This is a genomic window from Thioclava sp. NS-SX20 (genome assembly GCF_057380695.1).
In genome coordinates this window covers 872,827-885,365 of the sequence record NZ_CM170816.1, presented here as the reverse complement: position 1 = coordinate 885,365, position 12,539 = coordinate 872,827, and the positions used below count along the sequence as shown (strand labels likewise).

Below are 12,539 nucleotides of genomic sequence, written 5' to 3'. Positions count from 1 at the left end.
CCCCGTTTTGCTTATTTGCTTTCGATCAATGCCTTGACGGCGGCAATCGCCTCATCCGATTTAGACGGATCGGCCCCACCGGCCTGCGCCATATCCGGACGGCCACCGCCGCCCTTGCCCCCCAGCGCGCCAGCAGCCGCGCGGACCATATCCACCGCCGACAGACGCGCGGTCAGGTCTTCGGTGACGCCAGCGGCCACAGCGGCCTTACCACCGGCATCGGCCACCAGAAGCACGGCCCCCGAGCCAAGCTTGGCCTTATACTCATCGACGAGCGGCGGCAGATCCTTGCCGGTGACGCCGGTCAGGAACTGGGCCACAACCTTGATCCCGTTGATCTCTTCGGCTTCATTGCCGCCGGTCGCGCCGCCCGACATCGCCAATTCGCGGCGCAGCTGGGCCACCTCATTGGCCAATGCCTTACGCTCGTCCGACAACGCCTTCACGCGATCTGCCAGATCGGCAGGTGCTGCCTTGAGAACATGGGCGGCCTCGACCAGATGCGCTTCCTGCGCCTTGAGGTAATCGATCGCGGCCTGACCGGTCAGCGCCTCGAAGCGGCGCACCCCTGCCGAGGACGCGCTATCGCCAAGCGCCACGAAGGCCCCGATATCGCCGGTGCGGGTCACATGGGTGCCGCCGCAAAGTTCCAGCGAATAGACATCGCCCGCCGTGCCCTTACCCGAGCCCGCCAGCTTGCCCATCGACACAACGCGCACCTCATCGCCGTATTTCTCGCCAAACAGCGCCTGAGCGCCAAGCGCGCGGGCATCATCGGGGGTCATGATACGGGTATCAACGGCGGTGTTCTGGCGGATGAACTCATTCACCTCGGCCTCTACTTGGCGCATTTCCTCAGGCGAAAGCGCCTTGGCATGGCTGAAGTCGAACCGCAGGCGGTCCTCGGCATTCAGCGAGCCCTTCTGCGCCACATGATCGCCAAGTGCACGACGCAGCGCCTCATGCAGCAGGTGCGTGGCCGAGTGGTTCGCACGGATCGCCGAACGGCGGGCGTGATCCACCACCAGACGCGCGCCCTGCCCACGGGCAATCTTGCCCTCGGTCACTTCGGCCATATGGATGAAGACGCCCGCAACCTTCTTGGTGTCGGTGATGCGCGCCTTACCCGTTTCGGTCTCGATCACGCCGGTATCGCCGACCTGACCACCCGATTCACCGTAGAACGGCGTCTGGTTGACCACGATCATGCAGGTCGCATCACTTTCGGCCACTTCCGCACCATCAGACACCAGCGCGGTGATCTGGCCTTCCGCCACTTCCGAGTCGTAACCAAGGAATTCGGTCACGCCTAGCTTGTCGGCCAGTTCGAACCAGATCTTGCCATCGGCGGCCTCGCCCGAGCCTGCCCAAGCCGCACGGGCCTTGGCCTTCTGCTCGGCCATCGCGGCGTCAAAGCCGTCCACATCCACGGTCAGGTTCTTCTCGCGCAGCGCATCCTGCGTCAGATCCAGCGGGAAGCCATAGGTATCGTAAAGCTTGAACGCCGCCTCCCCCGGAAGGGCCGCCCCCTCGGGCAGGCCCGAAAGCTCGTCATCCAGCAGCTTCAGACCACGGTCCAGCGTGACCTTGAAGCGGGTCTCTTCCAGCTTCAGCGTCTCTTCGATCAGCGCCTGCGCCTGACCAAGCTCGGGGTAAGCCGCGCCCATCTCGCGCACCAGCGCTGGCACCAGCTTGAACATCACCGGATCCTTGGCGCCCAGCATATGCGCATGACGCGCGGCACGACGCAGGATGCGGCGCAGCACATAGCCGCGACCGTCATTCGAGGGCATCACCCCATCGGCAATCAGGAAGGAGGTCGAGCGCAGGTGGTCGGCAATCACGCGGTGATGCACATTGCCCGCCCCATCGGGGTCGGTCGAGGTGGCATGGGCCGAGGCCTCGATCAGATGGCGCATCAGATCGGTGTCGTAATTGTCATGCTTGCCTTGCAGAAGCGCGCCGATCCGTTCCAGCCCCATGCCGGTGTCGATCGACTGCATATCGAGTTCGCGCATCGAGCCGTCCTCGAACTGCTCGTTCTGCATGAAGACGTTATTCCAGATCTCGATGAAGCGGTCGCCATCCTCATCGGGGCTGCCCGGAGGGCCACCGGCAATATGTTCGCCGTGGTCAAAGAAGATCTCGGTGCAGGGACCACAGGGGCCGGTCGGGCCCATCTGCCAGAAGTTATCCTTCGTGGGGATGCGGATGATGCGGTCATCGGTAAAGCCCGTGACCTTTTTCCAGATATCGGCCGCCTCGTCATCGGTGTGATAGACAGTGACCAAGAGCTTGTCCTTCGGGATATCGAAATCCTTGGTCAGCAGCTCCCATGCGAAATTGATCGCGCCTTCCTTGAAGTAATCGCCGAAGGAGAAATTCCCCATCATTTCAAAGAAAGTATGGTGGCGCGCGGTATAGCCCACATTGTCGAGGTCATTATGCTTGCCGCCTGCGCGCACACATTTCTGCGCGGTGGTCGCGCGGGTGTAATCACGCTTCTCGACACCGGTGAAGCAGTTCTTGAACTGCACCATGCCGGAGTTCGTGAACATCAGCGTGGGGTCGTTGCGCGGCACCAGCGGCGAGCTGGGCACAATCCGGTGCCCGTTCCGCTCGAAGAAGTTGAGGTAGGTGGACCGGATTTCGTTCAGAGAGACCATATCTTGCGCCCTTCTTGGGGATTTGCTTCCGTTTAGCGCCGCGCGGGCTGGCTGTCCAGCAAAGCACGGGTGTTGTGACCAATCGAGGCTTATAATTCCTTGCCAAAGAAATGATCGGCATAGGGATTGTCGTTATACCGCGCGATTTCGCCCCAGCCCGTCTTGAGGTAAAAAGCCCGCGCCTCCGGCAATCTGGCCGAGGTATCCAGCACCAGCTCGCGGTGCCCCAGATCATAGGCGCGGGTTTCGGCCTCGCGCATCAGACGATGGGCCAGACGCATGCCGCGCGCCGAAGGATCGACCCAAAGGCGTTTTATTTCAGCACGTTCCCCCATGTCTTTCACCGCGACACAGCCCATCGCCAGCCCTTCCGACAGCGCCAGAAGGAAGGTGCCGCGCGGCGGACGCATCGCATCGGCCTCGGGCTCCCCCGAGCGCGCGCGGTCGAAATCCTCGCCAAAACGGCGCGAGAGTTCGGCCACATAGGCATTCACGCAGGCAATCGCGCGCGCGTCATCTGGATCAACCTCGACAATCTCGATCCGCTCGCGCCCGATGACAGAGGCCACAAGATCCACGGCTTTGAGAAATTCCTCTTTGTCCTTCACGCGGTTTAACACGGTTTGGGCGGCCTGATCGGACAGCGCCTCATAGGCGTCAAATTCCCGTTCCCCTTTGCGGGTCCGCAGAATGCGCTTACGACGGCCATCCTTCGGATCGGGCGAGAGAACGATGAGTTCTTCGGCCTCAAGCTTGCGCAACAGGCGGCTCATCAGCCCGGAATCGAGGTTCAGCCGCTCACGCAGATCCCCCACATCCGAAACACCGGACCCGACCGCATGAAGCACGCGCGCCTCAAGCAGAGGACGCCCGCGCCCCAGAAAACTCTGATCAAGCGCTCCCAACTCGAGCGTCACAACCCGATTGAACCGCCTCAAACGCTTGACCGCCGGCTCTGCCTCACGTGCCATATACTGACTCCGATCCGATGTTTTAACTGACTTTAGTCAGACAAAAGCCCCAAGACAAGAAAAACCGGGCCACAACGGGCCCGGCCAGATTTCAGTGCATTCTGCACCTTATTGGCGCGTTCTGCGCCGCGCGCTTACTCGTCTTCGGTCAGCGCGTTATCCTCATCGTTCGAATCAAGGTTCAACCCATGACTCGACCGGATCTTCTCTTCGATCGCATTCGCGATATCGGGATGGTCACGCATGAATTGCTTCGCGTTTTCACGCCCTTGGCCAATGCGTTCATCCCCGTAGGAATACCAAGCCCCCGATTTCTCGACGACACCCGCCTTGACACCAAGATCGATCAATTCACCGACCTTCGAGATACCCTCGCCATACATGATGTCAAACTCGACCTGTTTGAAGGGCGGAGCCACCTTGTTTTTGACGACCTTCACACGGGTCGCGTTGCCCACCACCTCGTCACGATCCTTGACCGCACCGGTGCGGCGGATATCCAGACGGACAGAGGCGTAGAATTTCAGCGCGTTGCCGCCCGACGTGGTTTCCGGATTGCCGAACATCACGCCGATTTTCATGCGGATCTGGTTAATAAAGATCACCATGCAATTCGACCGCCCGATTGACGCGGTCAGCTTGCGCATCGCCTGAGACATAAGCCGCGCCTGCGCCCCGACCGTCGCATCGCCCATATCGCCTTCGATCTCGGCCTTAGGGGTCAACGCAGCCACGGAGTCGACCACGACAAGGCTAACCGCCCCCGAACGCACCAGCGTATCGACAATCTCCAGAGCCTGCTCGCCCGTGTCGGGTTGGGAAATCAGCAGTTCATCAAGATTAACGCCCAGCTTGCGTGCATAGGCCGGATCAAGGGCGTGCTCTGCATCGACAAAGGCACAGACGCCACCTTTTTTCTGCTCTTCAGCAACCGTATGCAGCGTCAGCGTGGTCTTCCCGGAGCTTTCCGGACCATAGATCTCGACAATCCGCCCTTTCGGCAGCCCACCGATACCCAAGGCAATATCAAGCCCCAAGGAACCGGTTGAGGTTGCTTCGATATCAATCTTGGCCCCTTCGCCAAGCTTCATGATCGAGCCTTTGCCAAATTGCCGCTCAATTTGCGAAAGCGCCGATTCCAACGCCTTCTGCTTATCTGCTTTCATCTTGTCCGCCATATCGAAAAGGCCCGCCGTTACCATTAGGATCATCTCCTTATTTCACAGTGCACGCCGGATCACAATTACCCGGACATGGTGAATGTTCTAGTAATGTTCGTTAAGCCGAAATTGAGACCAAAACAAGAACAATTCAACATATCGGCCTAACAAAGCTTGCGCCCGTATAGTTAATCAATAGTTTACAACAAAACCGGGCTCTGCGGCCTGACACCAAAATAATAGAATTCTGGGCGAATTATGCTGATTTTCTGGGATCAAAAACTGGTCTTTCTTGCAACACCGAAGGCGGGTTCGACCGCGATCGAAACGGCCCTCGAACCACTGGCCTCGGTCTCGATGCAACGGCCGGATGTGCTCAAGCACATGACTGCAATGGATTTTCGGAAACACCTGAAGCCCTATCTTTGCGCCAATTCATCAAGCCCCTTCACCACGGTCGCTCTTATCCGGCATCCGGTAGAATGGCTGCGCTCGTGGTACCGATTCTTGTTGCGGGACGGGTTTGATCTGCCCGACCATCCGCTCCACAATCGCAGTTTCGAAGAATTTGCTTTGGACTATATGCAGACGCCCTGTCCCCCGCATGCGAAGTTGCAGAAACAATCGGACTTCCTGACAGATACAGCCGGAAATCTACTGGTGGATCGACTGTACCGTTACGAGGATATCGGAAATTTTCTACAATTTCTGGAAGACCGTTTAAGATTCGAAATCTCTCTACCGCGCATAAATGTTCCCCCAACCGTGGACACAAAATTAAGCGCGCCCGTCGAGGCGCGCTTGGTCGCCTTTATGAAAGACGATTTCCGGCTTTATGATCAGGCTCTCTCTTCTCAGCCCAACTGATTTTGCACCGTAGCGGTCAGTTCGCTTAACGAGAAGGGTTTCGGCAAGAAAGCCGACCCTTTGATCGGCGGCTTGCCGTCAAGGAAGACATCCTCGGCATAGCCCGACATGAAGACCACCGCCGTCCCCGGTCGTTTCTTCAACGCTTCGACAACCCATGTCGGTCCATCCATGCCGGGCATGATCACATCTGTCACGAAAATATCGACAGCAAGCCCTTCATCTTCCAGTATTTCAAGGGCTTCCTCAGCATTCTCCGCCTCGAAAACAGTATAGCCACGCAGTTTCAACGCGCGGGAGGCAAAGGCACGCACCGGTGCCTCATCCTCGACCAGCAACACGGTTGCGGTCCGCTCGCTCTGGGCCAGTTCCTGAGTGACAATGGGCTTGGCCACCTCGTCGTCATCGCCCTGCGCCTTATCATGAGCCGGAAGGTAAATAGTGAAACAGGTGCCCGACCCCAAAACGGAATCACAGAAAATATAGCCGCCCGTCTGCTTGATGATCCCATAGGCCGTCGACAACCCCAGACCGGTGCCTTCCCCAGTGCGTTTGGTGGTGTAGAAAGGCTCGAAAATCTTCGTCAATTTGTCCGGCGCGATCCCTGTCCCCTCGTCAATCACCTTGACCGAGACATAATCGCCCTTCGGAACGGACACCCGATCACGCTTGAAGTCCTCTTTGAGATACAGATTTTCCGTCTCGATCCGGATCTCGCCCCCCTCCGGCATCGCATCGCGGGAATTCACGACCAGATTCATCAAGACCTGTTCAAGCTGGCGTTTGTCAGCACGGATCTGGCGCAGATCAAGCGGATGCTGGAGTGTCAGCAGGACCTTCTCACCGACCAGACGATTGAGCAGATGTGTCAGATCAGACAGCGTATCGCGCAGGTCCAGCACCTGCGGCTTGAGCGTTTGCTTGCGCGAAAAGGCCAGAAGCTGACCCACCAGTGAAGCGGCGCGATTGGCGTTTTGTGAGATCTGGTCAAGATCGGCAAAGTCGGGATCCCCCTTGTCGTGGCGCAGCATCAGCAAATCGCAATGCCCCGAGATAGCCGTCAACAAGTTATTGAAATCATGCGCAACGCCGCCCGCCAACTGACCGATTGCCTGCATCTTCTGGCTTTGCACGAATTGCGCCTCAAGCGTTTTGAGTTGCGTGGCATCGGACAGCACCGCCACCAGTCCGGGGCGCCCCTCCTCGACCACACGGCTCAGCGTGATTTGCAGATAGGTTTCCTTTTCGCCATGCCGTGTACGCAAAACCTCGGGACGATGCTCCGCACGCCCGGCCAATGCATCCACGACCCAGTCATTGACCGGACGTCCCAGACCTTCGAACATATCGACCATAGTGGGATGGGGCGGCAGCATGCCCAGCAAGGCACGGCTGGCGCGGTTGGACGCAATGATGCGCCCATGCCCGTCAACCCGCAGCAAAGCCACAGGCAGCGCCTCGAACGAGGCCGGATCATGCTGCAGCGGACGCGTCTCGGCCACCGGCAACAGATAGATCTCCCGACGACCGGCACGCGCCTCGATTTCGGACACCAGACAGCGGATCGGCCCGTTGGGCGTGCCGATCTCGTGTTCTTCGCCCGAACGCAGCGGCAGGTCATTGAAGATACGATCCAACGTGCGATAGCGCTCGCCGGTCAGGCGGCGCAATGCCTCGTTCATAAACAGGATCGTGCCGTTTTTCGACGCCGTCAGCATGGGCAGGCTGATCGTTTCGGCCCCACGACCGCCAGACGGGCGTTCGGCCATATCTTCGAGACGCCAGAGAAAATCGCCATCCCCGATCTGATGGACCGATAGGCGCACATGCCCGCGCCGCGTCACAAGATCCTCGCGCGCGGCCCCCAGAGCGGTTGCTTTGGCTTGCAGACGGTTCAGGACCGACCCGGGATTGGCAAAAAGCTCCCCGAGGGCGTGGGTCAGGCTTTGCTGGCCCCGCGCCCCGAACCGTTCCAGCGCCGCACGGTTCTGGTAGCCGATCTCGCCCTCGGCATCCGTCGTAAAGGAGGGAGACGCATCCTGTGCCACGAAATTGGCAATCTGCAGATGCATCTGGCGCCGCTGGTGACGCGCCCAAAGCTGCGACAGTTTCATCCCTGCGGAGATCGCCACAAATGTCGCCGCCACGGCAAAGAGCACGATCATCATAAGCCGGTCCTGCACCACCAGCCCCGCGACAATCGCGCCAAGAGCCGCAAGCAGCAGATACATCGCGCCAGGGGTCATCACACCAACATTGCGGCCGATGCTGTGCACGGGCTGATCGGGATGGACCACCTTCTGGACCTCATTCTTGTCTTCGTTCTCAGGCATGAAGCATCAAATCAGTTAAGGGCGAATTAACAGGCATCAAAGCACAACCTCGAATTGAGACCATTACAGATAGTGTGGCAACCGGTATTCTGGCATCATTCCGCATTCATCCTTTTGAAAACAGAATAGAAAAACCCGTCCGATCCGTCTTGCGTCGTCAGTTGGCGATGTTCGACCCATTGCCATTCTGGGTTAACAGCAAATTGCTCCGCCTGCGCGATATTCTCGCAATGCAATAGCGAACAGGTCATATAGACCAGATAGCCCTCCGGCGCGACATACCGAGAGGCCGCCTGCAGAATCTCCGATTGCAGCGCCACAAGCGCGTCCAGCCGCTCCGGAAGCAGCTGCCATTTGGCATCCGGCGTCCGCCGCCACGTGCCCGAACCGGAACAGGGCGCATCCACAAGAACCATATCCCACTGCCCCGTCACGGCCCCCGGGGGGAGCAGGTCGATCCACGCGCCTGCCCGCTCGGCCCGCAGGGGCAAATCCTTCATACGTCCGGCATCTATGTCATGTGCACTGAGACGCAGCTTCGGGGCCCGTGCGGCCAAAGCCAGCGCCTTGCCTCCGCCACCCGCGCAGAAATCAAGCGCCGATGCCACCCCGTCAAGCGGCAAAGCCTCGATGGCAATCTGCGAGGCCAGGTCCTGCAACTCGACCGACCCGTCCAGATAGGCCTGCGCCAGACGCAGCTTGCGCGCACCCTGCACGACCTTCAGCGCCGTTGAGGCGGCAGGATGCGGCTCTGCATCGATATCGTCGCGCCGGAGCATCGCCATCGCTTTCTCGCGCGTGGTCTTTGCCAGATTGACCCGCAGGAAAAGCGGCGCCCGCTCCCGCTGGGCCAGGCTGACCGCTACGAAATCCTCTCCCAGATCGGCCTTGAGCTGCGGCAAGAGCCAGTCCGGCCAGTCCAGAAGCTCCAGCCCCTCGGGCACAGGCGCCAGAAGCGCGGCCTCTTCCGTCGCGGTCAATGGCGCAGGCGCATGCCCCACCCCCGAGAACACCTCGCCAAGGGTGACATTCTGGCTCCGGCACGCACCGATCATCAGACCGCGCCCGCTTTTCGCCCCGCCCAGACGGGCAAAACTCTCGCGGCACCGCAAGGCATCATAGACATGATCGCGGATCGCCGCACGGTCCTTGGACCCTGCAAAGCGGTTATTGCGCGCCCATGTCGTCAGACACCGCTCTGCCGGCTCGCCCGACAGTACCAAATCCAAAATCTCGATCGCTGCCGCGACCCGCGCTGCCGGGGTCATAAGAACCTCTTCGTTTTTCCTAGTGCTACGCAAAGACCGCCACACTTGCCAGAGGTGTTGCCGCTTTCACCCGTTAGCGGGTGCAAACGGAGCACAGGCGTTGCGCCAGACCCACAACCCCGTGCCAGAGGCTCTCAGGACAGTTTTCCCACCAGACGCACATCGACTATGCACGAATCAACATGCTCTTGGGGTTGCCTTTCCCGAAAAGTAGTGAAATGAGGAAGCGTCAAACGAACCCTGCCACGGAGACCCGGTCATGCAGATTCGCGAGGCGCTTACCTTCGACGATGTCCTATTAGTTCCAGCAGCATCCACGGTGCTGCCATCGACGGCCGATGTTTCGACCTTCGTCACGAAATCGATCCGTCTGAACATCCCCCTTCTTTCTTCGGCCATGGATACTGTGACCGAAAGCCGTATGGCGATTGCTATGGCGCAGGCTGGCGGGATGGGCGTGATCCACCGCAACCTCACCGTTGCCGAACAAGCCGAGGAAGTCAGCCGTGTGAAGCGGTTCGAATCTGGCATCGTCTATAACCCGATCACCCTGCGCCCCGACCAGACATTGGCCGATGCACAGGATCTGGTGACGCGCTACAACGTCTCTGGCTTCCCCGTTGTGGATGCCGATAACCGTCTGGTCGGCATCGTGACCAACCGCGACATGCGGTTTGCCTCCGATGCGAAAACGCCGGTCTCGGCGATGATGACCAAAGACAATCTGGCCATTCTGCAAGAGCCTGCCGACCGCGACGAAGCACGCAAGCTGATGAAAGAGCGCCGGATCGAGAAACTGCTGGTGACCGATGCCAATGGCCATCTGACGGGTCTGCTGACCTTGAAAGACAGCGACAAGGCCGTGCTGAATCCGCTCGCGTGCAAAGACGACAAGGGGCGGTTGCGCGTGGCGGCGGCCTCCACCGTAGGTGACGCGGGCTATGAACGCTCGACCGCGCTTGTCGATGCAGGCTGCGATCTGATCGTGATCGACACCGCCCACGGCCATAGCGCCGGCGTGGCCAAAGCGGTCGAGGCCATCAAGGCCTATCGCTCCGACGTTCAGGTCGTGGCGGGGAACGTTGCGACAGCGGCAGCCACCCAAGCCCTGATCGCGGCGGGCGCGGATGCCATCAAGGTCGGGATCGGCCCGGGCTCGATCTGCACCACCCGTATCGTGGCAGGCGTCGGTGTTCCGCAGCTTTCGGCGATCATGGACTGCGTCTCGGGCGCGGGCGACACCCCGATCATCGCCGATGGCGGGATCAAGATGTCGGGCGATTTCGCAAAGGCGATTGCGGCGGGCGCAAGCTGCGCAATGGTCGGTTCGGCCATTGCTGGCACCGATGAATCGCCGGGCGAAGTGATCCTTTACCAAGGTCGCTCCTATAAGTCCTATCGCGGGATGGGGTCTCTGGGGGCAATGGCCCGCGGCTCGGCAGACCGTTACTTCCAGAAAGATGCCGCGTCCGACAAGCTGGTCCCCGAAGGGATCGAAGGTCAGGTGCCCTATAAAGGTGCCGCCGGTGCCGTGATCCACCAGATGGTTGGCGGCCTGCGCGCAGCTATGGGCTATACCGGCTCGGCCACGATCGCCGACATGCGCGGCGGTTGCGAATTTGTCCGCATCACCGGCGCGGGCCTCAAAGAAAGCCATGTCCACGACGTGCAGATCACGCGGGAGTCGCCGAACTATCGGATCGGCTGACCCCATATTTTACTGGGCTTTATGGGGCTGGGGCGAGAAATCGCCCCGGCCTTTTTTCATGACCACAAGGCGAACTGGACAGAGTATCAAGCAGATGGCGGATACAGGAATGTTTGGAACCATTCCGAAAAAGGAATGAACGCCAGCGGCGGGTCTGGGAGAAATCAACGACCCTGCAAAGGATGGCTGCTGGCCCGCTTCACGTCACTGTCACGCTTGTTCGGCTCGCTCGCGCCCTTCGGCACCATGCGCAAGTCCCGAACGTCGATATCGGCATGCGCAGAACCAAGGGGGGAACGCGCACCGCCTTTCCTGCCCCTCCCACTTGTCTGGACGAGACGAGTGCGCCTCATGGCCTCTCCGTCGCGCGGATCATCATGGCTCCAGCCCCTGTGTCCAAAGAAGAAACGCCGCAAAGGCTGGCAGACATTCTCTAGATCGGCAGCACCCAGACTGTCGCGCCAAGCGATTGCAGCTGTGCCCCCGTTCCCATCTTGAAGCGCATGAGCCCCGCCCCCTCTTCCGAGTTCACATCCCCCAGATCGATCCATCGGATTCCCTGAGCGCGCAGCGCGATCGAGACCTGCCAGAGCAGGAAATTATGCGCCCCCGCCTTGCGGCCTTCCTCACCGGACCAGCCAAGATGATAGGTCGCAACCCGCCCGTGACACATCAGCACCATCCCGGCCAAACGCGCGCCGCTCTCGGACTGCACCCCGAGAGAGATCACCGACCCGGGCATCGCCATCTCCCACGCTGTGATAAAATCACGTGGCAGTGCCTTGTAACCACGCTGTTTTCTTTGGGCGTGCTCGGCCTCCAGAAGCCATGCCGGATCTTCCTCCAGCGTGATCCGCATCCCCTTGCGCTCGGCAGAGGCCAGGCGATTGCGCCATTTCGGGTCCAGCGAGCTGCGCAGATTGGCAATCTCGGGGCCCAGGGCCCAAACCGCTTCATGTCGTGCCGTTACAATCGGAATAAGGCCACGCCCTGACAGCGGCGTTTCGGGCGTTACAAGCAGAAGACCCGGCGCAAATCTGCGCGCCAGTTTACGCAAGACCCGCGCCTGATCCGCATCAGACACGCCCTTGGCAAAGACAGGCCCCCGCCCCAGCCACCAAAGACCACGCCGGCCGATCACCTGCGCCAGCGCGATCCGTTCCCCTGCATGTGACAGCACAAGCCGCGCCACACGCCGCCCGCCAGCCCGCGCAATTTCGCCATAGGCCCCGAATTGCTGGAACGCCGGAGGGTAAGCCGCATTGAAGGCCAGCAGGGCAGCATCCCATCCCGCAGCGTCCAAGCGCGATTCTGTAACCGTTATTTTGTTCATGGTCTCTGTTAAGCACAAATTCACCTAACGCGTGCTTAATGGGGATCGAATTCACGGCTAAAGGATAGTCCATGTCCGATCATTCATCTCTGCCCAGAATTGCCGCGCCGCGCTATACGCTCTGGGCCGCAGGATGCCTTGCATCCGGCCTGTCGATCCTCTGGCTTGGCCTGTTTGTCTGCGTCCGTCTGATCACCTGACAGCGACGGACTATCCGTAGCCTGCCTCCACTC

General features: G+C 60.0%; 9 protein-coding genes. 3 read left to right on the top strand and 6 right to left on the bottom strand.

Annotated elements, in window-relative coordinates:
• Window positions 1–11: 11 nt before the first annotated feature.
• The 3 genes from alaS to recA all read right to left on the bottom strand — a co-directional run bounded on the left by alaS (window position 12) and on the right by recA (window position 4,839).
• Entirely contained in the window at window positions 12–2,666 is a 2,655-nt protein-coding gene (gene alaS, locus AC2ISB_RS04465) for an alanine--tRNA ligase (protein ID WP_486576305.1), read from the bottom strand.
• An 89-nt stretch (window positions 2,667–2,755) separates the two neighbouring features.
• Window positions 2,756–3,637 carry a bifunctional helix-turn-helix transcriptional regulator/GNAT family N-acetyltransferase gene (locus AC2ISB_RS04460; protein WP_406720624.1) on the bottom strand — a complete coding sequence of 294 codons (882 nt, stop codon included), beginning with the start codon at window positions 3,635–3,637 and terminating at the stop codon, window positions 2,756–2,758.
• A gap of 134 nt (window positions 3,638–3,771) precedes the next feature.
• On the bottom strand, window positions 3,772–4,839 hold the full coding sequence (gene recA / locus AC2ISB_RS04455; protein WP_339109499.1) for a recombinase RecA: 1,068 nt from the start codon (window positions 4,837–4,839) through the stop codon (window positions 3,772–3,774).
• 216 nt (window positions 4,840–5,055) lie between these two features.
• Between recA and AC2ISB_RS04450 the strand changes: the two genes are divergently transcribed.
• A complete protein-coding gene (locus AC2ISB_RS04450; RefSeq protein WP_486576303.1) occupies window positions 5,056–5,664 on the top strand; it encodes a sulfotransferase family protein in 609 nt (202 codons plus the stop codon).
• Here AC2ISB_RS04450 and AC2ISB_RS04445 read toward each other — a convergent pair.
• Window positions 5,652–7,910 (bottom strand): ATP-binding response regulator, encoded by a 2,259-nt coding sequence (locus AC2ISB_RS04445; RefSeq protein ID WP_406721652.1) that lies wholly within the window; start codon window positions 7,908–7,910, stop codon window positions 5,652–5,654. The two genes, AC2ISB_RS04450 and AC2ISB_RS04445, sit on opposite strands and share 13 nt — an antisense overlap.
• Window positions 7,911–8,092: 182 nt before the next feature.
• A complete protein-coding gene (locus AC2ISB_RS04440; protein ID WP_486576301.1) occupies window positions 8,093–9,265 on the bottom strand; it encodes an RsmB/NOP family class I SAM-dependent RNA methyltransferase in 1,173 nt (390 codons plus the stop codon).
• Between the two features lie 259 nt (window positions 9,266–9,524).
• On the opposite strand from AC2ISB_RS04440, the gene guaB reads away from it, so the two are divergent.
• Entirely contained in the window at window positions 9,525–10,973 is a 1,449-nt protein-coding gene (gene guaB, locus AC2ISB_RS04435; protein WP_339107089.1) for an IMP dehydrogenase, read from the top strand.
• A 433-nt stretch (window positions 10,974–11,406) separates the two neighbouring features.
• On the opposite strand, the gene AC2ISB_RS04430 is transcribed toward guaB, so the two are convergent.
• Window positions 11,407–12,306 (bottom strand): GNAT family N-acetyltransferase, encoded by a 900-nt coding sequence (locus AC2ISB_RS04430; protein WP_406720621.1) that lies wholly within the window; start codon window positions 12,304–12,306, stop codon window positions 11,407–11,409.
• Window positions 12,307–12,377: 71 nt separating this feature from the next.
• On the opposite strand from AC2ISB_RS04430, the gene AC2ISB_RS04425 reads away from it, so the two are divergent.
• Window positions 12,378–12,506 (top strand): hypothetical protein, encoded by a 129-nt coding sequence (locus tag AC2ISB_RS04425; protein ID WP_339107087.1) that lies wholly within the window; start codon window positions 12,378–12,380, stop codon window positions 12,504–12,506.
• Window positions 12,507–12,539: the final 33 nt, after the last annotated feature.

Coding starts and splice junctions, on each gene's coding strand:
- alaS (WP_486576305.1), bottom strand. CDS start 2,666: ATGGTCTCTCTGAACGAAATCCGGTCCACCTACCTCAACTTCTTCGAG.
- AC2ISB_RS04460 (WP_406720624.1), bottom strand. CDS start 3,637: ATGGCACGTGAGGCAGAGCCGGCGGTCAAGCGTTTGAGGCGGTTCAAT.
- recA (WP_339109499.1), bottom strand. CDS start 4,839: ATGGTAACGGCGGGCCTTTTCGATATGGCGGACAAGATGAAAGCAGAT.
- AC2ISB_RS04450 (WP_486576303.1), top strand. CDS start 5,056: ATGCTGATTTTCTGGGATCAAAAACTGGTCTTTCTTGCAACACCGAAG.
- AC2ISB_RS04445 (WP_406721652.1), bottom strand. CDS start 7,910: ATGACCCCTGGCGCGATGTATCTGCTGCTTGCGGCTCTTGGCGCGATT.
- AC2ISB_RS04440 (WP_486576301.1), bottom strand. CDS start 9,265: ATGACCCCGGCAGCGCGGGTCGCGGCAGCGATCGAGATTTTGGATTTG.
- guaB (WP_339107089.1), top strand. CDS start 9,525: ATGCAGATTCGCGAGGCGCTTACCTTCGACGATGTCCTATTAGTTCCA.
- AC2ISB_RS04430 (WP_406720621.1), bottom strand. CDS start 12,306: ATGAACAAAATAACGGTTACAGAATCGCGCTTGGACGCTGCGGGATGG.
- AC2ISB_RS04425 (WP_339107087.1), top strand. CDS start 12,378: ATGTCCGATCATTCATCTCTGCCCAGAATTGCCGCGCCGCGCTATACG.